This is a genomic window from Citrobacter sp. CK206 (assembly GCF_030333125.1).
Classification (GTDB): domain Bacteria; phylum Pseudomonadota; class Gammaproteobacteria; order Enterobacterales; family Enterobacteriaceae; genus Citrobacter_B; species Citrobacter_B koseri.
Genome location: NZ_JAOWGM010000027.1, coordinates 32,211 through 53,628 on the forward strand (window position 1 = coordinate 32,211; position 21,418 = coordinate 53,628).

18 protein-coding genes are annotated in these 21,418 nt (G+C 56.5%); 13 read left to right on the top strand and 5 right to left on the bottom strand.

Annotated features, from left to right (window positions below):
• Positions 1-20: 20 nt before the first annotated feature.
• The 3 genes from OGX81_RS12300 to OGX81_RS12310 are packed head-to-tail and all read right to left on the bottom strand — an operon-like array spanning position 21 to position 2,969.
• Complete coding sequence (locus tag OGX81_RS12300; RefSeq protein WP_012134767.1) at positions 21-1,535, bottom strand: tripartite tricarboxylate transporter permease; 1,515 nt, start codon at positions 1,533-1,535, stop codon at positions 21-23.
• Between the two features lie 10 nt (positions 1,536-1,545).
• Positions 1,546-1,980: a tripartite tricarboxylate transporter TctB family protein gene (locus OGX81_RS12305; protein WP_160880288.1), complete on the bottom strand. Its 435-nt coding sequence runs from the start codon at positions 1,978-1,980 to the stop codon at positions 1,546-1,548.
• Between the two features lie 11 nt (positions 1,981-1,991).
• A complete protein-coding gene (locus OGX81_RS12310) occupies positions 1,992-2,969 on the bottom strand; it encodes a Bug family tripartite tricarboxylate transporter substrate binding protein (RefSeq protein WP_012134765.1) in 978 nt (325 codons plus the stop codon).
• A 152-nt stretch (positions 2,970-3,121) separates the two neighbouring features.
• Here OGX81_RS12310 and tctD point away from each other — a divergent pair, with 152 nt between their 5' ends.
• Positions 3,122-3,796 (top strand): transcriptional regulator TctD, encoded by a 675-nt coding sequence (gene tctD / locus OGX81_RS12315; RefSeq protein WP_012134764.1) that lies wholly within the window; start codon positions 3,122-3,124, stop codon positions 3,794-3,796.
• The gene (locus OGX81_RS12320) at positions 3,783-5,195 is read left to right on the top strand and encodes a sensor histidine kinase (RefSeq protein ID WP_047461775.1); all 1,413 of its coding nucleotides are present in this window, start codon (positions 3,783-3,785) and stop codon (positions 5,193-5,195) included. The genes tctD and OGX81_RS12320 overlap by 14 nt, the downstream gene beginning before the upstream one ends.
• A gap of 91 nt (positions 5,196-5,286) precedes the next feature.
• On the opposite strand, the gene OGX81_RS12325 is transcribed toward OGX81_RS12320, so the two are convergent.
• Positions 5,287-5,643, bottom strand: a complete 357-nt coding sequence (locus OGX81_RS12325) for a KPN_00521 family repetitive protein (protein ID WP_012134762.1) — start codon at positions 5,641-5,643, stop codon at positions 5,287-5,289.
• A 273-nt stretch (positions 5,644-5,916) separates the two neighbouring features.
• On the opposite strand from OGX81_RS12325, the gene OGX81_RS12330 reads away from it, so the two are divergent.
• Entirely contained in the window at positions 5,917-7,218 is a 1,302-nt protein-coding gene (locus OGX81_RS12330; RefSeq protein WP_012134761.1) for an AAA family ATPase, read from the top strand.
• A gap of 15 nt (positions 7,219-7,233) precedes the next feature.
• Positions 7,234-7,920, top strand: coding sequence for an RloB family protein (locus OGX81_RS12335; RefSeq protein ID WP_024130874.1), 687 nt, complete (start codon positions 7,234-7,236; stop codon positions 7,918-7,920).
• A gap of 126 nt (positions 7,921-8,046) precedes the next feature.
• On the opposite strand, the gene OGX81_RS12340 is transcribed toward OGX81_RS12335, so the two are convergent.
• Entirely contained in the window at positions 8,047-8,880 is an 834-nt protein-coding gene (locus tag OGX81_RS12340; protein WP_047463948.1) for a MurR/RpiR family transcriptional regulator, read from the bottom strand.
• A gap of 213 nt (positions 8,881-9,093) precedes the next feature.
• Between OGX81_RS12340 and OGX81_RS12345 the strand changes: the two genes are divergently transcribed.
• The 9 genes from OGX81_RS12345 (at position 9,094) to iolE (ending at position 21,416) form a co-directional block, all read left to right on the top strand.
• Complete coding sequence (locus tag OGX81_RS12345; RefSeq protein ID WP_112001710.1) at positions 9,094-10,599, top strand: CoA-acylating methylmalonate-semialdehyde dehydrogenase; 1,506 nt, start codon at positions 9,094-9,096, stop codon at positions 10,597-10,599.
• An 11-nt stretch (positions 10,600-10,610) separates the two neighbouring features.
• On the top strand, positions 10,611-12,536 hold the full coding sequence (iolD, locus tag OGX81_RS12350) for a 3D-(3,5/4)-trihydroxycyclohexane-1,2-dione acylhydrolase (decyclizing) (protein ID WP_104868290.1): 1,926 nt from the start codon (positions 10,611-10,613) through the stop codon (positions 12,534-12,536).
• Between the two features lie 315 nt (positions 12,537-12,851).
• The gene (iolG, locus tag OGX81_RS12355; RefSeq protein WP_104868291.1) at positions 12,852-13,838 is read left to right on the top strand and encodes an inositol 2-dehydrogenase; all 987 of its coding nucleotides are present in this window, start codon (positions 12,852-12,854) and stop codon (positions 13,836-13,838) included.
• 39 nt (positions 13,839-13,877) lie between these two features.
• On the top strand, positions 13,878-14,807 hold the full coding sequence (locus OGX81_RS12360) for a substrate-binding domain-containing protein (protein WP_286487572.1): 930 nt from the start codon (positions 13,878-13,880) through the stop codon (positions 14,805-14,807).
• A 54-nt stretch (positions 14,808-14,861) separates the two neighbouring features.
• The gene (locus OGX81_RS12365; protein ID WP_104868292.1) at positions 14,862-16,409 is read left to right on the top strand and encodes a sugar ABC transporter ATP-binding protein; all 1,548 of its coding nucleotides are present in this window, start codon (positions 14,862-14,864) and stop codon (positions 16,407-16,409) included.
• 11 nt (positions 16,410-16,420) lie between these two features.
• Positions 16,421-17,449, top strand: a complete 1,029-nt coding sequence (locus OGX81_RS12370) for an ABC transporter permease (protein WP_047461785.1) — start codon at positions 16,421-16,423, stop codon at positions 17,447-17,449.
• A 10-nt stretch (positions 17,450-17,459) separates the two neighbouring features.
• Positions 17,460-18,593, top strand: coding sequence for a Gfo/Idh/MocA family protein (locus OGX81_RS12375; protein WP_047461787.1), 1,134 nt, complete (start codon positions 17,460-17,462; stop codon positions 18,591-18,593).
• 12 nt (positions 18,594-18,605) lie between these two features.
• On the top strand, positions 18,606-20,510 hold the full coding sequence (locus OGX81_RS12380; protein ID WP_104868293.1) for a bifunctional 5-dehydro-2-deoxygluconokinase/5-dehydro-2-deoxyphosphogluconate aldolase: 1,905 nt from the start codon (positions 18,606-18,608) through the stop codon (positions 20,508-20,510).
• Positions 20,511-20,525: 15 nt separating this feature from the next.
• Entirely contained in the window at positions 20,526-21,416 is an 891-nt protein-coding gene (iolE, locus tag OGX81_RS12385) for a myo-inosose-2 dehydratase (RefSeq protein ID WP_104868294.1), read from the top strand.
• The last annotated feature ends 2 nt before the right edge of the window (positions 21,417-21,418 follow it).

Genomic DNA, 21,418 nt, shown 5'->3' on the forward strand with positions numbered 1-21,418 from the left:
CAACACCATCCGGCAATCCGTTAGCCGATATCCACCTGTGGCTTATTGTTGCGTTTGCGGAGCAGGCGCAGCAGCGGCGGGATGATAATCACCGCTATCGCCATCGTCAGCAGCGCTTTCGTCACACCGCTCTCCCACAAAATCGCCATATTGCCGTTGCTGATAGAGAGCGCGCGGCGCAGGTTCTGCTCCAGCATTTCGCCCAGCACAAAGCCGAGGATCAGCGGCGACATGGGGAAGTGCATTTTGCGCAGAATGTAGCCCAGTATGCCGAGCGCCACCATCAGCACCAGATCGAACGTGGTGCTGTGTACCGCGTACACGCCGACCGCAGACACGGCGGCAATCGCCGGGACAAGGAACCACAGCGGGATGGTCAGCATACGGGTGAACATGCCAATCAGCGGGATGTTCATGACCAGCAGCATCACGTTGGCGATCAACAGCGCGGCGATCAGCCCCCAGACGATATCCGGCTGTTCGGTGAACATCGCAGGCCCTGGCGTGATGTTATACAGCGTCAGCGCTCCCATCATTACCGCCGTGGTGCCGGAACCCGGTACGCCGAGGGTCAGCATGGGGATGAATGAACCGCAGGCCGACGCGTTGTTAGCGGCTTCCGGTGCCGCCACGCCACGGATATCGCCTTTACCGAAGCTGTCGCTGTTGCCGCTGATCTTCTTCTCGGTCATGTAGGTGATGGCGCTGGCGATGGTGGCGCCTGCGCCCGGCAGCACGCCGACGAAGAAGCCAATCACCGATGAGCGTAACGTTGCGCCCACGCACTGCGCTCCTTCTTTGGCGTTAAATAACATGCGCCCGGTTTTGCGTACCAGTTTCTGGCCGCTGCTGGTATGTTCCAGCATTAATAGAATTTCTGAGACAGAGAACAAACCGATCACCACCACGATGAACTGCACACCGTCGGAGAGATGTACGCTGTCAAAAGTAAAGCGATAAACCCCGGTGTTGGCGTCTACGCCGACGGTCGCCAGACCCAGACCGATCAGCGCTGCCAGAAATGATTTCAGTGGATTTTGCGCCATCATGCTGCCGAGGCAGGCGATGGCAAAGACCATCAGCGCAAAGTATTCCGCCGGGCCAAACGCCAGCGACCATTGCGCCAGCAACGGCGCGAACAGGATGATCCCGCCGATGGCGATAAGCGATCCAAAAAATGAACTGACCGCCGAGATGGAAAGCGCGACGCCGCCGCGCCCCTGTTGCGCCATCGGATAACCGTCGAGCGCGGTCATGATCGCCGCCGCATCGCCGGGCACGTTGAGCAGAATCGACGAAATACGCCCGCCGTATTCACAGCCGATATAAACCGTAGCCAGCAGGATCAGCGCGGACTCCGCAGGCAGATGCAGAGCGAAAGCCAGCGGCAGTAAAATCGCCACGCCGTTAATCGGGCCAAGACCCGGCAGCAGGCCGACAATGGTGCCGACGAAGCAGCCGATCAGCGCGATCACCAGGTTTTCCGGCGTCATTGCCACCGCAAAACCCTGAGAAAGATATATCCAGGTATCCATCGTTTCTCCGTTAACTCAGCCAGGCGCCGAGAGGTAAGGTGACGTCAAGCAGACGGTCGAAGGCATACCACAGCAGGATGCCGAGAACCGCGCCGGAAATGCCCGCAGCCGGGATTGTTGCGCCGAACAGAATGCCGATGACCAGGGTGAGAATGGCGGTGGCAACCGGGAAGCCCAGCCACTCAAATCCCCAGGCGTACATCAGCAGGACAATCACCATCGTGAGCAGCTTTTGCAGCACATGGTGGTGAGGCCAGCTAACGGTATCGGGATGACGCAATAACAGCGCCAGCGCGCAGAGCGCCATCAGACCGATAATGCCCAGCGGAAACGGGCGAGGGCCGACCGGTTCGTAGCTGTATTCACTCTGAATCTGCCAGGCGATGAACAGCCCGGCAACGCAGAGCAACAGCCAGATACCTGCAAAAATACGATCGCTCATGATTGCCTCCAGGTTTATTTCGCGAGGCCGAAGGCTTTCGCCTGCTCGCGGTAATCGGCGACCTGCTTTTTGACGTAGTCGTCAAGCTGCTTGCCGGTCATGTCGAATGCAAACAGGCCGCGCAGCTCACGCTGCTTTTTAAACTCGTCGGTCTGCTGGAGCTTTTGGAAGGTCTCTACCCACCACTGGTAGTCGGCATCGCTGACTTTTGGCCCCACGTAGAAGCCGCGAATGATCGGCCAGACCAGGTCGTATCCTTGCTCTTTGGCGGTCGGGACGTTGGCTAACTGACCCGGCAGGCGTTCTTCAGAAAATACCGCCAGCACGCGAATTTTATCGCCGCTCAGGTAAGGCACCATTTCACTGAGATCGCCGGAAACTACCTGCACATGGTTGCCCATCAGCGCAGTGACCGGCTCGCCGCCGCCTTCAAACGCCACGTAGCGCATCTTGTGCGGATCGACATTGGCTTTTTGCGCCAGCAGCGCCGACTTCATCCAGTCCTGGCTGCCAATCGATGCGCCAGCGCCAATCACCACGCTGTCAGGATTTTTCTCCATCGCGGCGAGCAGATCTTTTAGCGACTTCCACGGGGAGTCGGCGCGCACGGCGATCATGCCGTAATCAGTACCGGCGCTCGCCAGCCAGCGCACGTCATCCACGCCGTAACGACCAAATTTCCCCTGCGACAGATTAAGCAGCGAGCCGCCGGAGAAGGCGACGACCGTCCCCGGTTCGCCAGGTCGCTGGGCGACGATAGCGTTATAGGCGACCGCGCCGACGCCGCCCGGCATGTAGGTGACGCGCATCGGTTTTTCGATAGCGCCGGTTTCCATCATGCTCACCTGAATCAGCTTACAGGTGAGGTCAAACCCGCCGCCGGGTTTGGCCGGGGCGATACACTCAGTACGCGACGGCGCGTCCTGCGCCAGTACAGCGGTGCTCATCAGTAAAACGCTTGCAGTAAGGGCACGAAGTAATTGTTTTTTCATTGTTTATCCTCACGCGGACGTCCGAGTTTTCAGATACGGAAGAAGATTTTTGTGATTATGTGAGCCGACATGTAGCAGTTCGGTTGCGTGATTGTTAAAACAATAACCTTTCAATTCCCTTTCAATGCGGCAGAAACTTTACAGGATGTGATATGCGTCTCTTATTAGCGGAAGATAACCGTGAACTGGCTCACTGGCTGGAAAAAGCGCTGGTGCAGAACGGTTTTGCCGTGGACTGCGTATTTGATGGCCAGGCGGCCGATCATCTTCTGCACACTGAGACCTATGCGCTGGCGGTGCTCGACATCAACATGCCGGGGCTGGACGGACTGGAAGTAGTGCAGCGCCTGCGCAAGCGTGGACAAACGCTGCCGGTGCTGCTGCTGACGGCGCGCAGCGCGGTGGCGGATCGGGTGAAAGGGCTGAACGTCGGAGCGGATGACTATCTGCCAAAACCGTTTGAGATTGAAGAACTTGATGCGCGGCTGCGGGCATTACTGCGGCGCAGCGCGGGTCAGGTGCAGGAGTTGCAGCAGCTTGGCGATCTGGCGTTTCACGATGAAGGTTACTTTTTGCTTCAGGCGCAGCCGCTGGCGCTGACCCCGCGTGAGCAGGCGTTGCTGACGGTATTGATGTACCGCAGAACGCGACCGGTGTCGCGCCAGCAGCTGTTTGAACAGGTCTTCAGCCTGAGCGATGAGGTCAGCCCGGAGAGCATCGAACTCTATATCCATCGTCTGCGGAAAAAATTGCAGGGCAGTAACGTGCGGATCACCACCCTGCGTGGGCTGGGTTACGTGCTGGAGTGCGGCGATGAGGTGGGCTAAACCCCAGTCGCTGTACCTGCAACTGTTGCTGTTCCTCGGATTGCCGCTGGTGCTGCTGTGGGGATTGTCGGCATTTAACAGCTACGTTAGCGCGCTACAGGCGGCGACGCAGGCCTACGACAGGACGCTGCTCTCTTCTGCGAGAACGGTGGCGGAACGGCTGGTGGTGCGCCACGACAAACTGGAGGTGAATGTCCCCTGGGTGGTGCTCGACAGCTTTGAACTCAACATGAACGATCGTCTCTATTACAAAGTCGTGGACCCGGGCGGCAAGGTGATCTCCGGTTATGACGATCTGCCCGCGATGCCGCCTTCCACCTCGCGAACCCGGCTCTACCCGGCGCTGGCGTGGTTTTATCACACCCAGTATCGCGGACAGGCTATCCGCGTGGCGCGTCTGCTCCAGCCGGTAAATGAAGGGGCGATATTCGGGATGGCGGAGATCTACGTTGCCGAGACGCTACAGTCCCGGCGCTATCTGGCCGGGCAACTGCTGTTCTCCTCATGGGTGTCGCAAGGGCTGCTGGTGCTGCTGACATTGATTCTCGTTGGCTGGCTGCTGCGACGCATTCTGAAGCCGATGCGCCAGCTCTCCTCGCTGATGGTGCGTCGTGAACCGGGCCTGCTGACACCCTTGCCGGAACTGCTGCCCTGGTCAGAGACCCGGCTGCTGATCGTCGCCTTTAACCGCTACATTGATCGCCTGCGCGCGCTGATCTCCCGTCAGGAACGCTTTAGCGCCGATGCGTCCCATCAGTTAAAAACGCCGCTGGCCGTATTGAAAACGCAGGCGGCGGTGGCGTTAGCCAGTCAACAGCCGCAGCAGTGGCACGAAAGTTTGCGGGCGATGAGCGCGACGCTGGATAGCACGATTTTGCTGACGGAGCGGCTGTTGCAACTGTCGGCGGTGAAACGTAAAGAGCAGGGGGAGCGACAGTTCTTGCCGGTTAATCTGTATGAGGTGGTGCAGATGAGCTGTTTTAGCCGTCTGGCGCAGGCGCGCAGCAAGGCTATCGATCTGGGGTATGAAGGTGAGCAAGAGGCGGTGTGGATTGAAGGGGATGACGTTTTGCTCGGCGAGCTGTGCGCGAATTTGCTGGATAATGCGCTGAAATATACGCCGTCGCAGGGAACGGTAACGGCACGGCTATTGCGGGATGGCGAGGCTGTTGTGCTGGTGGTGGAAGACAATGGGCCAGGGATTGACGCTGAGCAGATCCCGCAGGCGCTGATGCCGTTTCATCGGCTTGCTAACGTGGGGAATGAGAGCGGGGCGGGGATCGGTCTGGCGCTGGTCAACGACATTGCCCGCCTGCACCGTACCCATCCACAGCTGTCGCGCAGTGAAACGCTGGGCGGTCTGCGTGTGCGGGTACGGTTTTTAACGACGGCGCAGTAAATAAAAACGTTATCACCGTAGGCCGAATAAAGGGTGATTCGCTGGAATAAAAAAAGCCGCATTAGCGGCTTTTTTCTCATGTCAGGCAAAATTATTCGCTGACTTTTTTCTCAAGTTCTGCTGCGCCTTCTTTGGTTTTGTTCCAGCCTTTCTCAGCACCTTCTTTCGTGGCATTCCAGCCTTTTTCGGTGCCTTCTTTGGTCTTATTCCAGGCCTTCTGCGAGCCTTCGCTCACTTTACTGCTCAGGTTGTCGCTTTTACCTTCAGCGGCATGTTCAGATTTCAGTTTCAGTTCTTCACCCTGATTCTGCGCCTGGTGCAGTTTCTCTTTGGCGGTATTTGCGCTTTCATGAGCCGCTGCAACGTCGTTATCGGTCGCGTGTGTGGTCGCAGCAAAAACAGGGGAAGCCAGCAGAAGTGCAGATAAGGCGATCATTGTTTTTTTCATAAGAACCTCGCTTAACGTTATCAGTTATATGCGTGGTTAAGCATGACACGGCAGAAAGGCGGTGGCTTTAGGAATAAACTGTAATTGAATCAATGAGGTCTGGATGTGGGAGCGACGGGGGCTCCGTAGGGGGTCGTGAATATTGTAGAAACTGCCGTGATAAGCGGTCATATGGGTTGACAATCAGACAACGTTGATCTGGCAATCGGGAAGGTTGCGTGATAGGCTTTAACCGGAAAATTTGTGATTTTTTCACAAAAAAAGGAGTTATAAATGCTTATTGAATTTTCAGTGCAGAATTTTAAAGTTTTTAGCCAAAAACAAACTTTATCGATGGCTGCTAAAAAATCTTATAAAGAGCATCCAGAGACGACGGCAACAGCTGAGCATTTTGATGATCTGCTGATTAATAAGGTCGCAGTAATTTATGGTGCTAACGGCGCGGGCAAAAGTAGTTTTGTTGAAGCTTTAGATTTTCTGCAATCCTATATCCTTAGAGGGTTTGCTGATAGTTCACAGAATGATTCAATAAGAACGCGGTTTATCGACAGAGAAATACCTAAATTTATTTTTGATGAGGAACAGTTAACCGCGCCTACTGATTTTGAGATCAGTTTTATCGGCACGACCGGTGAACGGTATCAGTATACGTTATCTATCGGTACAGACGCGATAGAAGCTGAAGGTTTATGGGTTTACTCAAAAAAAGGGGTAAGACCAAAGACGATTATCTCCAGAGTATATAATGCTGAAACCAATGAATTCGAATACTACTGCCCATCGTTGCAGATAGATAAAAAAACGTATGAAGTGGCGATAGAAAAAGCCAATAATAGCAAACGCTCGCCATTCGTATCCATTCTGCATGCTTATGATGTCTCACAACTGGATGAGTTTATTAACTGGTTCAGAGGCGATTTAATTGTATCCAGTAATCGCAATGATGATGTTTTCCGAATGGCATCCAGATACTCTTTTTTAGACGATCTGGCTGATGGCGATGAACAGAAAAAAAATAAAATACTTGAGTTTTTAAACAAGTTTGATCTTTCTATTTCTGATATTTCGGTAACGAAAAAGAACGTGACGTTACCTGATGAGATGCCAGAAGAAATGAAAAAAATGATATTGAGCGATGTCGGTTTTCAAATTGTTTTAGAACATACGACGTCCAGCGGTATCAAGAAAAACATCCCTTATGAAAGATTATCTTCGGGAACGAAGAAGTTATTCGATCTATCAGGCATTCTTTTACTGTGCTGTGAGGCCGGTGAAAAAAGCGTACTGGTTCTTGATGAGTTTGAATCATCGCTCCACCCTTATATCGTCAGAGCGATTTTTGAGTTAATGGTCAAACACTCTGAACGTCTTTTGCAGCTGATTCTCACAACGCATTCAAACGTTCTATTAGATACGGAAAAACTCGTCAGACGGGATCAAATATGGTTCCTGGAGAAAAATAGCGAGCTTGAAACCGTGCTTTATCCACTGAGCGATTTTGCCCCCAGGTTTGAGGACTCTATTATAAAAGGCTGGGATTTGGGTAAATTTGGTGGCGTTCCTTTTTTGGGGTGAATGATGGCCAGGAAAATGAAAGAGTTAATTTCTCCTTCTGCATTGAAAAAACGAGGCAGCGGTAAAGTTAAATCTGAGCGTAAGAAAACCCTGATCGTTTGCGAAGGTACGGAGACCGAACCAACCTATTTTAAGGATATGGTTAAAGACCTTAAAATAGCGAATACAGACGTTTATATTGAACCTGGGCGCCATTCAAACCCAAGTAGCGTTGTACGCACCGCCATTGATCTTTATGAGCAGGATCTCGAATTTGAGCTGATTTATTGCTTAATTGATACGGATGAGTTTGGGAAAGATATTGACCTGGCATCCAGTATGTTAAAAGAACATACTTTTTCACGGCGTAAAAAGTCCCTTGGTGGCGACCGGTATCCTCAGGCGAAGATCCTGCGTTCTGATCCCTGCATCGAGGTCTGGTTTTTACTCCATTATGAAGTGTTAAGACGGCCATTTGTTAAAGCAAATAAAAGCGCGGCACAGAACTGCAAGGAATACCTTAAAAATACGCATTTGAAAGATTATAGCGAAAAGTATAATGGACTCTATAGCCTAATAAAGAAAAATGGTCTTAAGGCGTGTGAGGAAAGCGCCAGGCTCAGAGCATGGCTTGAGAAGAACGATTGTATCAATCCGTTTACGCAGATTGATGAGTTATATCTGGATTTACATGAAAAAGTTTTCGCGCCAGCGAAAAGATAAATAAAGAGTAATACTACACACGAAAAAACGTTGCGTTTGTGCCCCTGTAAAGGGGCGTTTTGAATTAACGCATGATCAAAAAAACGCTATTTTAAGCAATATTATCTTCGTCCACGCGCTTAACGATTATTTATGACTGTTTCCCTGCCTGTAAGCCAGAGCGACAACCAATGACTGCACCAGACAAAGCGTTGCGGACTGTGAGCGAAAAGCGTCTACCTGCGCTTCTTTGACTACAAAGCAGAGATCGCTGAAGGTCGCCAGTGGGCTTATCTGACTGTCGGTAATGACAATTTGCTTTGCGCCGACGCTGGCTGCGGTTTCGCTGACCATGACCGTCTCTTCTGCGTAAGGGGAAAAGCTGATGGAGATAACAATATCGCGACTCTTGATACGGCTGATTTGCTCTCGCAGCATCCCCCCCATGCCATCAAGCAGTATTGGGCGGCATTCAAGGTGGCTGAGCGCGTAGGTCAGATAGGCGGCCACGCTAAAAGAGCGCCGCAGGCCAGCGATATAAATCGTGTCGGCCTCCGCCAGTAATTGAACGGCGCGTTGCAGCATGTCGGGATCGGTACGCGACGCCAGCTGTTGCAGCGCCTGAGCATTCGAACGGGCAAATTCTTGCAGGATGTCTAACGGCGTTTCCGGTACGGATTCGCTCTCCATCTCTCTGAACAGCCGCGCGCGATCGCTGTAGCTGGCCGTTTCTTCCACCAGGTTCATACGAAACAGTTGTTTCATTTCGTTGAAACCGGTGAAGTCAAACGCGTTGGCGAAACGGATAAGCGTCGATGGCGGCACGTCCGCCCGCTCGGCGATGACGGCGACGGTATCGAACGCTACGCTGTTAGTGTTATCCAGCACATAGCGGGACACCTGCTGCAATCGTTTACTGAGACTATCGTAACGGTCGCGAATTTGCTGCTGTAGCTCGCTCAGACTGGATGCTGTCGTCATGTTATCCCCCATACTTAGTTTTCTGATTCTAAACGCAAAACCGTACATTTTAAATGTTAGCGATACATCCGGCCCGGCGATGCAGCCTGTTAACATAAAAATCCATTCCTGATCACAATAATCAATATTTATTTTATTTCAACTTAAAATAGAACGTTTGTTTCATATACAGTGTTCGGGTAACAGTCACGTATTAACAGCGAGAGGTTCAGGATGGAGACGGTAGCGAATTTTATTCACGGCGAATGTGTTACAGGCTCAGGCCAGCGCATTCAGGCGATCTTCAACCCCGCCACGGGCGAGCAAATTCGTCAGGTGGTGATGAGCACGGCGCAGGAAACGGAGCGAGCCATTGCCGCTGCGCAGCAGGCGTTTGCCGCCTGGTCAAGGCAGTCGCCGCTGAAACGCGCGCGAGTGCTGTTTCGTTTTAAAGCGCTGCTGGAGCAGAACATGGATTCGCTCGCCCGGCTGGTCAGTGAAGAACATGGCAAAGTGTATTCTGATGCGGTGGGCGAACTGACGCGCGGTCTGGAAGTGGTCGAGTTTGCCTGCGGCATTCCACACCTGCAAAAAGGCGAACATTCGGCGAATGTCGGCACCGGCGTTGACAGCCATTCACTGATGCAGCCTCTGGGCGTGTGCGCCGGGGTCACCCCGTTCAACTTCCCGGCGATGGTGCCGATGTGGATGTTCCCCATCGCACTGGCTACCGGCAATACCTTTGTGCTTAAGCCGTCGGAAAAAGATCCCTCGCTGCCGCTTGCGCTGGCAAAACTGCTGAAAGAGGCCGGTCTGCCGGATGGCGTTTTTAACGTTGTGCAGGGCGATAAAGAAGCGGTGGATGTTCTGCTGACCGATCCGCGCGTTCAGGCCGTCAGTTTTGTCGGCTCGACGCCGATTGCAGAATATATTTATCAGACGGCGTCGGCGCACGGCAAACGCTGTCAGGCGTTGGGCGGGGCGAAAAACCACTGCATTCTGATGCCGGACGCCGACATGAATATGGCAACCAATGCGATTATGGGCGCGGCGTATGGTGCGGCGGGCGAGCGCTGTATGGCGCTCTCCGTGGTGCTGGCGGTGGGGGATAACACGGCGGACGAACTTTGCGCGCGGCTGGAAACGCAGATCGCCGCGTTACGCGTTGGGCCGGGGCTTGATCAAACGCCGGAAAATGAGATGGGCCCGCTGATCTCCGCCGCACATCGCAGTAAAGTGCTGGGCTATATCGACAGCGGCGAGGTGCAGGGCGCGCGGCTGCGGGTGGATGGTCGCGGCTTTAGCGTGAAGCGCCACGAACAGGGCTTTTTCGTCGGGCCGACCTTGTTTGATAACGTCACGCCTGAGATGACGATTTACAAAGAAGAGATCTTTGGCCCGGTACTCTCCGTGGTGCGGGTGAAGGATTACGCCAGCGCGGTGGATCTGATTAATCGCCACGAATATGGCAACGGGACGGCGATCTTTACCCGCGACGGCGGCTGTGCGCGTCGTTTCTGTGAAGAGGTGCAGGCCGGGATGGTCGGCGTTAACGTGCCGATTCCGGTGCCGATGGCGTTCCACAGTTTCGGCGGCTGGAAACGGTCTATTTTTGGTCCGCTTAACGTTCATGGTAATGACGGCGTGCGTTTTTATACCCGCATGAAAACCGTTACCGCCCGCTGGCCGGAGATGCAGCAGGATAGCGGCGCCGCGTTCTCCATGCCAACGCTGGGCTGACGGAGGGACTTATGACAACCGTACGTATGACCATGGCGCAGGCGCTGGTCAAGTTTCTCAACCAACAGTACGTCGATGTAGACGGACAGGAGATGCCGTTCATCGAAGGCGTGGCGACCATCTTCGGCCACGGCAACGTACTCGGCATCGGGCAGGCGCTGGAGCAGGACGCCGGGCACTTGCGGGTGCATCAGGGCTGTAATGAACAGGGAATGGCGCACATGGCGACAGGGTTCGCGAAACAGCACCGTCGCCAGCGCATTTACGCCGTCACCTCTTCGGTAGGGCCCGGCGCGGCCAATATGGTGACGGCGGCGGCCACGGCGACGGCGAACCGTATTCCGCTGCTGCTGTTGCCGGGCGATATCTACGCCAGCCGCCAGCCGGACCCGGTATTACAGCAAATCGAGCAGTACCACGATCTCAGTATCAGCACCAACGACTGCTTTCGCCCGGTTTCGCGCTACTGGGATCGTATCAACCGCCCGGAACAGTTGATGAGCGCGATGCTTAACGCTATGCGCACCCTGACCGATCCGGCTGATACCGGCGCGGTGACGATCTGTTTACCGCAGGATGTGCAGGGCGAAGCCTGGGATTACCCGCAGAGTTTCTTTGCCCGTCGCGTTCACCATATTGAAAGACGACCGCCGGACCCACACCGGCTGGCGCAGGCGCGGGCGCTGATTGCCCGTAAACGCCGCCCGCTGGTGGTTTGCGGCGGCGGGGTGCGTTATTCCGGCGCGCACGACGCGTTTCGTCAGTTTGTGGAAAACCTGCACCTGCCGTTTGCGGAAACCCAGGCCGGGAAAGGCGCGCTGGTCAGCGACCATCCGCTGAATCTGGGCGGTATTGGCGTTACCGGCGGGCTGGCGGCAAACCAGCTTGCGCCGCAGGCCGATCTGGTTATCGGCGTCGGCACGCGTCTGACCGATTTCACCACCGGTTCGAAAGCGCTGTTTGCACACCCGGACGTAGAATTTCTCCTGCTGAATGTCGCCGAGTTCGACGCCCTCAAACTGGACGCCACGGCGCTGGTGGCCGATGCCCGCGCTGGTCTGACGGCGCTGACGGAAGGGCTTCAGGATTATCGCAGCGGCTGGGGAGACGAGGTGGCGCAGGCGAAATCGGCCTGGGACGAGGAGTGCCGCCGGCTGTGGTCTCGCCAGTGGCGCCCGGATGACGCGCCGGAAATTGCCGGGCACCTTGATGCGCAGCTGGCGGAATACAGTGAAGCGCTGAACACGCGGCTGACTCAGACTCGCGTTCTGGGGATTATCAACCAGTACATTGAGGATGACGCCATTGTGGTCGGCGCGGCGGGATCGCTGCCGGGCGATTTGCAGCGTCTCTGGCAGGTGAAAACGCCCGACAGCTACCACCTGGAGTACGGCTATTCCTGTATGGGGTATGAAATTGCGGCCGCGCTTGGGGCGAAACTCGCGAAGCCGCAGCAGCCGGTCTATGCGATGGTGGGCGACGGTTCGTACATGATGCTGCATTCTGAGCTGCAAACGGCGGTGCAGGAGGGGATAAAAATCACCATCCTGCTGTTTGATAACGGCGGGTTTGGCTGTATCAATAACCTGCAAATGGGGCATGGGATGGGCAGTTTTGGCACCGAGAATCGCGCCCGTCAACCACAATCCGGCCAGCTGGACGGCCCGCTGGTGGCGGTTGATTTCGCCCAAAATGCGCAAAGCTACGGCTGCCGGGCGTGGCGGGTACATGATGAGCAGAGCCTGCTGACGGCGCTGGAGGCGGCGCGTGCGCATCCGGGGCCGACGCTGCTGGATATTAAAGTGCTGCCAAAAACGATGACTCACGATTACGCCTCATGGTGGCGTACCGGCGATGCGCAGGTGGCCGATTCACCGTCGGTGCGAAAAGCCGCCGAGCAGACGTTCGATCAGGTGAAAAAGGCGCGTCAGTATTGAGTGAGTAATGCCGGATGGCGCTAACCCGTAGGCCGGATAAGGCGTTCGCGCCGCCATCCGGCAACCTGCGACAACGAAATTTTCATTTCATTTTTCCTGTTTTTTCATTCCTCGCCCTCTTTCTGAATGAAAGGGGGCCAGGCTCTGCATCTTCTCCATCGTTGTGTTGTGAGATTGATAACAAAATTTACCTCAATCATCACAAGAATGTTAACTTGCGCGCAAAAACATAATTTTCACTATTTATAAAAATGAAATAAATGTTTTATTTAAGGGGTCGTTAGTTCACCGCATTCACCAACACCGGGAGCCGTTATGTTTAACATTGCTTTACTGGGAGCTGGCCGAATTGGTCAGGTACATGCCGCTAACATCGCAACCCACAAAGAGACTACCCTGTGGTCTGTCGTTGATCCGAACGAGACCTTTGCCTCCCGCCTGGCTACGCAATATCAGGCCCGTCAGCAAAGTCTTGATGAGGCGATGACCGATCCTGATGTTCATGCCGTGCTGATTGCCTCCGCCACGGATACCCACGCCGATTTGATTGAACTGGCCGCCCGCCACGGCAAAGCCATTTTCTGTGAAAAGCCCGTACATCTTGATCTTGCCCGCGTGCGCGACTGCCTGAAAGTGGTCAAAGAGTTCGACGTGCCGCTGTTTATCGGCTTTAACCGTCGTTTCGACCCACAGTTCCGCCGCGTTAAAACCGAGGCGCAGAGCGGGCGCATCGGCAAGCCGGAATCATTGCTGATTATCTCCCGCGATCCTTCTCCGCCGCCTGCGGAATATGTGCGCGTCTCCGGCGGGATGTTCCGTGATATGACCATCCACGATTTCGATATGGCGTGTTTCATCATGGGGGAAGAGCCTGTTTCGGTCTACGCCCAGGGAAGCAATCTGGTCGATCCGGCAATTGGCGCGGCAGGCGATATCGACACCGCGTTTATCGTGCTCAAGTATGCCTCCGGCGCGCTGGCGACCATCGTTAACAGCCGTCGCTCGTCTTATGGCTATGACCAGCGTCTGGAACTGCACGGTTCCGAAGGTCTGCTTACGGCGGGCAATATCCTCGAAAACCAGGTGCAGCGCTTTGGCCAGAACGGCTGCACCAGCGCGCTGCCTGAGCATTTCTTCCTGCAACGTTATCAGGCTGCCTATGCCGCCGAGTGGGAGCACTTTGTCGCCATCTTACGCGGCGAGGCAGTGCCGGAGTGCAGCGGTGATGACGGTGAGCGTGCGCTGTATCTGGCTGATAAAGCGCTGGAGTCATTGCACAGCCAGCGTGAAGTTCTCCTCTGATTTTCCATAACAACACACCCTACACAGAGAGACATAACAATGAAAAAGCTGATTTTAGCCGCCTTCATCGCCATGACAGCCGGGGCGGCAATGGCCGAGAACGAACAAATTGTTTTCAGCACGCCGAATCTGGCAATGCCGTTTGAAGTTCACATGCAGCGCACGGCGGTGAAAGCCGCGAAAGAGATGGGCGTCAGCCTACAGGTTCTGGACGGGCAGGGAAGTTCGCCGAAGCAGGTTGCCGATCTGGAAAACGCCATCACCCGTGGCGCCCAGGGATTCATCGTCTCCCCGAATGATGTCAACGCAGTTTCCAGCGCGGTGGACGAGATTCAGGACGCTAAGCTGCCGGTGGTGACGCTCGATCGCTCCGTCGATAGCCAGAAGCAGGTTTCGCATTTTGGCGCGAACAACTACAAGGGCGGCCAGGCCATTGGCGACTTTGTCAAAAGCAAATTTCCTGACGGCGCGGACATTGTGCTGCTGACCGGCCAGCCGGGTTCTTCTTCCAATATTGAACGCACCAAAGGCATTCGCGACAGCCTGAAGGCGGGGGGCGATACGTACCGCATTGTTGCTGACCAGACCGGTAACTGGATGCGTTCGGAAGGAATGCGCATTGTTGAAAGCGTGCTGCCGTCGTTGAAAAAACGTCCGCAGGTCATCCTCTCCGCCAACGATGATATGGCGCTGGGCGCGATTGAAGCGTTGCAGGGGCAGGGGGTGAAACCGGGCGAAATTCTGGTGACAGGATTTGACGCGGTGCCGGAAGCGCTGGCGCGGGTGCGCGACGGCTGGATGGCGGCGACGGCGGATCAGCGTCCGGGTTTCGCGGTACAGACGGCGATGAGCCAGCTGGTTGCGAACGTGCGTGAGAAGAAAGCCATCACCGGTGCGGATTATCCGCCGACGTTAATCACCAAAGAGAACCTGCAACAGGCCGAGCGTATCGGCGAAGCCGGTAACTGATTTGCCCGGAGCCGCCGTCGCTGCGGCGGCTCGCATTAAAGGAGGAGCAGACCGATGTTGCAACCCTTACTGAACGTTACCGATCTGGCAAAGAGCTTTTCCGGCGTCTGGGCGTTGAGCAACGTACAACTGACCGTCGGGACGGGGGAGATTCACGCGCTGCTTGGCGAGAACGGCGCGGGGAAGTCCACGCTGCTGAAAGCGCTGGCAGGGGCGCAGCCGCAGACCCGTGGGGACATCTGGTTCAATGGCGAAACGCTGCCGGTGGAGGACTCGCCGGTTGAGCGGCAAAACAAAGGCATCATTACCATCTATCAGGAATTTAATCTGCTGCCCAACATGACCGTTGCGGAAAATATGTTTCTCGGACGCGAGCCGCGTAAACGTAATGTGATCGTCGATGCGAAGGCCGTGAACCAGGAGGCGCAGGTGGTGCTGGACTATCTGCAACTGAATGTCGCGCCGACCACGCCGGTTGCCCGCCTGAGCGTGGCGCAGCAGCAAATGGTGGAGATCGCCCGCGCGCTGACCCTGAACGCGAAGCTCATCATTATGGATGAACCTTCCGCCGCGCTGAGCGACAGCGAAGTGGAAAGCCTACACCGCGTCGTGCGGGAACTTAAAGGCCGGGGCGTGAGCATTATTTATGTCACCCATCGCCTGCATGAAGTTTTCCAGCTCTGCGATCGCTTTACCGTGTTTCAGGATGGCCGCTTTACCGGCAGCGGCGCGGTTGCGGAAACCAACGTGGAACAGCTGATCCGCCTGATGGTGGGACGAGACGTGGCCTTTAATCGTCGCCCCCCCAGCGAAACCCATCATGAAGACAAACCGATTCGCCTTGCGGTGAAGGGACTGTGTCGCGAAAAGCCGCCGCTGGACCCGCACGGCATTGCGCTGCACGACATCAGCTTTCACGTGCACGCCGGGGAGGTGCTGGGGATTGCGGGGCTGGTCGGCGCCGGGCGTACTGAAGTGGCGCGCTGTCTTTTTGGCGCTGACGGTTTTACTTCCGGGACGTTCGAGCTGGACGGCGTGGCGTATCACCCTCGTGACCCGATGTACGCGCTGGATCAGGGCGTGGCGCTGGTGCCGGAAGATCGCAAAAAAGAGGGGGCGGTGCTGGGACTGTCTATTCGCGACAACCTGTCGCTCTCCAGTCTCTCTTCGCTGCTGCGCTGGCGCTTTTTCGTCAACACCCGCAAAGAAGATGACCTGATCGAATCTTACCGCCAGGCGCTGCAAATCAAGATGGTCAACAGCGAACAGGAGGTGCGCAAGCTCTCCGGCGGCAATCAGCAGAAAGTGATCCTCGCGCGCTGCATGGCGCTCAATCCACGGGTGCTGATTGTTGATGAACCGACGCGCGGCATCGATGTGGGCACCAAATCCGAGGTGCACCAGGTGCTGTTTGATATGGCGAAACAGGGCGTGGCGGTGATTGTGATCTCTTCCGATCTGCCCGAAGTGATGGCGGTTTCCGACCGGATCATCACCTTAAGCGAAGGCCGGGTAACCGGTGAAATCCACGGCGATGACGCCACCGAAGAGCGGCTCATGATGATGATGGCCATCAACCATAACGCCCTGAACGCGGCATAACGGAGTTTCACATGACGCAGATAGTGACCAAAACGCAACCCCCTGCCAAACGTAACGGACGTATCGATCCGATCGCTTTTTTCGAGCGCTTTGGGGTACTGATTTTTATGTTCCTGCTGCTGATTTTTTTCCAGACGCAGAACAGTAACTTCCTGTCAGAACGCAATATTTTCAACATCCTGACCGAGGTGTCGATCTACGGGATCATGGCCGTGGGAATGACGTTCGTCATCCTGACTGCCGGAATCGATCTGTCTGTCGGCTCCATTCTGGCGGTATGCGCCATGACGGCAGCATACGTGATTAAAGGCGACAACTTCACCACGGTAGACCCGAGCGCCTGGGGCGGGATGAGCTGGCTGATTGGCCTCGGCATCTGCCTGGCGATGGGGACGGCGATTGGCTTCCTGCATGGCCTGGGTGTGACCCGCCTGCGCCTGCCGCCGTTCATTGTCACCCTCGGCGGGATGACCATCTGGCGCGGCCTGACGCTGGTGATTAACGACGGCGCGCCCATTGCCGGTTTTGACCAGGGCTACCGCTGGTGGGGGCGTGGCGAACTGCTCGGTATCTCCATCCCGATCTGGATTTTTGCGCTAGTGGCGATCGGCGGTTATCTGGCGTTGCACAAAACGCGCTGGGGCCGTTTCGTCTACGCCATTGGCGGCAACCCGGAGGCGGCGCGTCTTGCCGGGGTCAACGTCAAACGTGTGCTGGTCAGCGTGTATGTCGTGATTGGCTGTCTGGCCGGGCTGGCGGGGTTTGTGCTGAGCGCCCGTCTGGGCAGCGCGGAGGCGGTGGCCGGGATCTCCTTTGAGCTGCGCGTTATCGCCTCGGTGGTCATTGGCGGGACATCGCTGATGGGCGGCTATGGCCGCATCGGCGGCACCGTTATCGGCTCGATCATTATGGGCATTCTGATAAACGGTCTGGTGCTGATGAACGTCTCCGCCTACTACCAACAAATTATTACCGGGCTGATTATTGTGCTGGCGGTGGCGTTTGATACCTATGCCAAGAGCCGTCGTGGCGCGCTGTGAGGGATAAATAATGAAACAAGTGCGAATTGGATTGATTGGGACGGGATACATCGGCAAGGCGCACGCCATTGCCTATGCCCAGGCGCCGACGGTGTTCAACCTGCAAGGCCAGCTGGTGCGCGAAATGGTGGCGGAGGTGACGCCGGAGCTGGCGGCGGAACGGGCGCAGGCATTCGGGTTTCGCCGTTCGACCGGCGACTGGCGCGAACTGGTGGCAGACCCGAATATCGATGTGGTGGATATCTGTTCGCCCAACCATCTGCATAAAGAGATGGCGCTGGCGGCCATTCGCCACGGTAAGCACGTCTATTCGGAAAAGCCGCTGGCGCTGAACGCTCACGATGCCCGCGAAATGGTTGAGGCCGCAAAACAGGCCGGGGTGAAAACGCTGGTGGGTTTTAACTATATGAAGAACCCGACGGCGGCGCTGGCGAAAGAGATCATCGCGCGAGGGGAGATAGGCGATGTGATCCACTTCTACGGCACCCACAACGAGGACTATATGGCCGACCCGCTTTCCCCTATTCACTGGCACTGCTTTAAGGAGACGGCGGGGTTAGGGGCGCTGGGCGATCTGGCGGCGCATATCGTCAATATGGCGCACTACCTGGTCGGCGATATTCGCGAAGTCTGCGGCGACCTGAAAATTGTGGTGCCGGAGCGCCCGGCCAGCGCGGGATCGGCGCAGAAGGTGGCTGTGGAAAATGAAGATCAGGCGCACGCGATGGTGCGATTCGCCAGCGGCGCGCAGGGGGTGATCGAAACCTCCCGCGTGGCCTGCGGGCGCAAAATGGGGCTGTCATACGTGATTACCGGCACCAAAGGCGCCATCAGTTTTACCCAGGAGCGAATGGCCGAGCTGAAGCTCTATCTGCATGACGATCCGGTTAACCGCCAGGGATTTCGCACCCTGCTGGTGGGGCCCGCGCACCCGGACTATGCCGCGTTTTGCATGGGGGCGGGGCACGGCATCGGCTTTAACGATCAGAAAACGGTGGAAATCCGCGACCTGGTGAACGGCGTTGCCGCCGATGCGCCGATGTGGCCGGATTTTGAAGAGGGCTGGAAAGTGTCGCGCGTGCTGGACGCCATCGCGCTCTCGCATCAGGAAGGCCGCTGGCTGAATGTGAACGATATTGTCTGACGAGGTATCAACGTGGAAAAGCAGTTTGATGTGATATGCATGGGCCGCGTGGCGGTTGACCTCTACAGCCAGCAGATTGGCGCACGGCTGGAGGATGTCTCAAGTTTTGCCAAATACCTCGGCGGTTCCTCAGGGAATGTCGCCTACGGCGCCGCGCGTCAGGGGCTGCGTTCGTCGATGCTGGCAAGAGTGGGCGACGAACATATGGGGCGCTTTTTGCGCGAAGAGCTTAACCATGTTGGCTGCGATACCAGCCATCTGATAACGGATAAAGAACGCCTGACGGCGCTGGTGCTACTCGGCATTAAAGACCGGGACACCTTTCCACTGATTTTTTATCGCGATAACTGCGCGGATATGGCGATTACCGCCAGCGATGTTGACGAGCAGTACATCGCTTCATCCCGCTGCCTCGCCATCACCGGGACCCATCTTTCTCATCCGCAAACCCGCGACGCGGTGCTGACCGCGCTGACCTGTGCCCGCCGTCACGGCGTGCGCACGGTACTGGATATCGACTATCGTCCGGTGCTGTGGGGGCTGACCTCGCTGGGCGACGGCGAAACGCGCTTTATTGCCGCAGAGCAGGTCACTCGCCAGTTGCAGGCGGTGTTGCACCTGTTTGATGTGATCGTCGGCACCGAGGAGGAGTTTCATATTGCGGGCGGCGCTACCGATACCGTGCAGGCGCTGGCGCAGGTGCGTGAGGTAAGCGCGGCGACGCTGGTTTGTAAACGTGGCGCGCTGGGCTGCTCGGTGTATACCGACGCGATTCCGCCGTCGCTGGATGACGGGCTGACGGTGACCGGCGTACGCGTCGAGGTGCTCAATGTGCTCGGCGCAGGCGATGCGTTTATGTCGGGGCTGCTGCGCGGTTATCTCAATGATGAAGGCTGGGAGCAGGCCTGCCGCTACGCCAACGCCTGCGGCGCGCTGGTGGTTTCGCGCCACGGTTGCGCGCCTGCGATGCCGAGTAAGGTGGAGCTGGATGACTACCTCTCCCGCGAGCATCAGGTGCCGCGCCCGGATCTTGATCCACGGCTTAATCATCTGCATCGCGTCACGACGCGTCGGCGGAACTGGCCGGAACTGTGTGTGATGGCGTTTGATCACCGCAGTCAACTTGAAGAGATGGCGCTACAGTGCGGCGCCTCCCTGAAGCGCATTCCGGCGCTGAAAACGCTGATCTTACAGGCCAGCCGCGATGCGGCGAACAGCGCGGGGCTGGAAGGAAAAGCCGGTCTGCTGTGCGACGGAACGTTTGGCCAGGACGCGCTGAATGCGATAACCGGCGAAGGGTGGTGGATTGGCCGCCCGATTGAGCTTCCCGGTTCACGGCCGCTGGAGATGGAGCACGGCAACATTGGCACTCAGCTTATCAGTTGGCCGCAGGAACATGTGGTGAAGTGCCTGGTCTTTTTCCACCCGGAAGATGTCCACGGCCTGCGCCTGGAGCAGGAGCAGAAAATCGCCGAGGTGTATCACGCCTGCTGTCAGTCGGGGCATGAGCTGCTGCTGGAAGTGATTTTACCTGTGGGTATGCCGCGCAGCGATGAGCTTTACCTGCGGGCTATCTCCCGCTTCTACAACCTGGGCATTTACCCCGACTGGTGGAAACTGCCGCCGCTCTCCTCTGATGGCTGGACGGCGCTGAGTGACATTATCGAACGCCGCGACCCGCACTGCCGTGGCGTGGTGATTCTTGGGCTGGATGCGCCAGCCGAACAGTTACGCGCAGGGTTCAGAGCCGCTGCCGGACATGAGCTGGTGAAGGGGTTTGCGGTGGGGCGCACGCTGTTTGGCGAGGCTTCCCGCGCATGGCTGAAACATGACATTGACGATGCGCAACTGGTGACGCGCATTCGGGATAACTATCTGCAACTGATCGCCTGGTGGCGCGAGCGCGGGCAGGCATAACTTTAGGAGAACATTATGGCTGTGCAATTAGGCATTAATCCCCTGACATGGACCAATGATGATTTGCCCTCTCTTGGCGCGGAAACGCCGCTGGATACCTGTCTGAGCGAAGGTAAAGAGGCTGGTTTTGCGGGCTTTGAACTCGGTAATAAATTCCCTCGCGAGGCGCGTCTGCTGGGGCCAATCCTGCAACGCCACGATCTGAAGCTGGTGTCCGGGTGGTATTCCGGTCGCCTGCTGGAGCGGAGCGTAGAAGAAGAGATTGCGGCGGCGCAGGCGCATTTGACGTTATTGCGCGAGCTGGGGGCGAAAGTGATGGTTTTCGCTGAGGTGAGCCATTGCATTCACGGCGAACAGCAGACGCCGGTTCACCTGCGTCCGCGATTCCCGCAGGCGCGCTGGGCGGCGTATGGCGAGAAGCTCACCGCGTTCGCCCGCTATACACAGCAGCAGGGGGTGCAGATTGCTTATCATCACCATATGGGGACGGTGATTGAGTCCGCTGAGGATGTGGACAATCTGATGACCCATACCGGCGATGAGGTCGGATTGCTGCTGGATACCGGTCATTTAACGTTTGCTGGCGCCGACCCGCTGGCGGTGGCGCAACGCTGGGCGAGCCGTATTAATCATGTGCACTGTAAAGACGTACGCGCCGACGTGCTGGCGGATGTGAAAAACCGTAAAACCAGCTTTCTGGATGCGGTGCTCAGCGGCGTCTTTACCGTACCGGGCGACGGCTGCGTGGATTACCCGCCGATTATGCGACTGCTGAAAGAGCACGATTATCACGGCTGGCTGGTGGTGGAGGCGGAGCAGGACCCGGCGATTGCCCATCCGCTGACTTACGCGCGGCTGGGATATAACAACCTGAGCCGCCTGGCGCGGGATGCCGGTCTTATCTGAGG

What these genes read in the sequence shown, in the direction of transcription:
- OGX81_RS12300 (WP_012134767.1), bottom strand. Translation starts at nt 1,535, where the DNA reads ATGGATACCTGGATATATCTTTCTCAGGGTTTTGCGGTGGCAATGACG.
- OGX81_RS12310 (WP_012134765.1), bottom strand. Translation starts at nt 2,969, where the DNA reads ATGAAAAAACAATTACTTCGTGCCCTTACTGCAAGCGTTTTACTGATG.
- tctD (WP_012134764.1), top strand. Translation starts at nt 3,122, where the DNA reads ATGCGTCTCTTATTAGCGGAAGATAACCGTGAACTGGCTCACTGGCTG.
- OGX81_RS12320 (WP_047461775.1), top strand. Translation starts at nt 3,783, where the DNA reads ATGAGGTGGGCTAAACCCCAGTCGCTGTACCTGCAACTGTTGCTGTTC.
- OGX81_RS12325 (WP_012134762.1), bottom strand. Translation starts at nt 5,643, where the DNA reads ATGAAAAAAACAATGATCGCCTTATCTGCACTTCTGCTGGCTTCCCCT.
- OGX81_RS12330 (WP_012134761.1), top strand. Translation starts at nt 5,917, where the DNA reads ATGCTTATTGAATTTTCAGTGCAGAATTTTAAAGTTTTTAGCCAAAAA.
- OGX81_RS12335 (WP_024130874.1), top strand. Translation starts at nt 7,234, where the DNA reads ATGAAAGAGTTAATTTCTCCTTCTGCATTGAAAAAACGAGGCAGCGGT.
- OGX81_RS12340 (WP_047463948.1), bottom strand. Translation starts at nt 8,880, where the DNA reads ATGACGACAGCATCCAGTCTGAGCGAGCTACAGCAGCAAATTCGCGAC.
- OGX81_RS12345 (WP_112001710.1), top strand. Translation starts at nt 9,094, where the DNA reads ATGGAGACGGTAGCGAATTTTATTCACGGCGAATGTGTTACAGGCTCA.
- iolD (WP_104868290.1), top strand. Translation starts at nt 10,611, where the DNA reads ATGACAACCGTACGTATGACCATGGCGCAGGCGCTGGTCAAGTTTCTC.
- iolG (WP_104868291.1), top strand. Translation starts at nt 12,852, where the DNA reads ATGTTTAACATTGCTTTACTGGGAGCTGGCCGAATTGGTCAGGTACAT.
- OGX81_RS12360 (WP_286487572.1), top strand. Translation starts at nt 13,878, where the DNA reads ATGAAAAAGCTGATTTTAGCCGCCTTCATCGCCATGACAGCCGGGGCG.
- OGX81_RS12365 (WP_104868292.1), top strand. Translation starts at nt 14,862, where the DNA reads ATGTTGCAACCCTTACTGAACGTTACCGATCTGGCAAAGAGCTTTTCC.
- OGX81_RS12370 (WP_047461785.1), top strand. Translation starts at nt 16,421, where the DNA reads ATGACGCAGATAGTGACCAAAACGCAACCCCCTGCCAAACGTAACGGA.
- OGX81_RS12375 (WP_047461787.1), top strand. Translation starts at nt 17,460, where the DNA reads ATGAAACAAGTGCGAATTGGATTGATTGGGACGGGATACATCGGCAAG.
- iolE (WP_104868294.1), top strand. Translation starts at nt 20,526, where the DNA reads ATGGCTGTGCAATTAGGCATTAATCCCCTGACATGGACCAATGATGAT.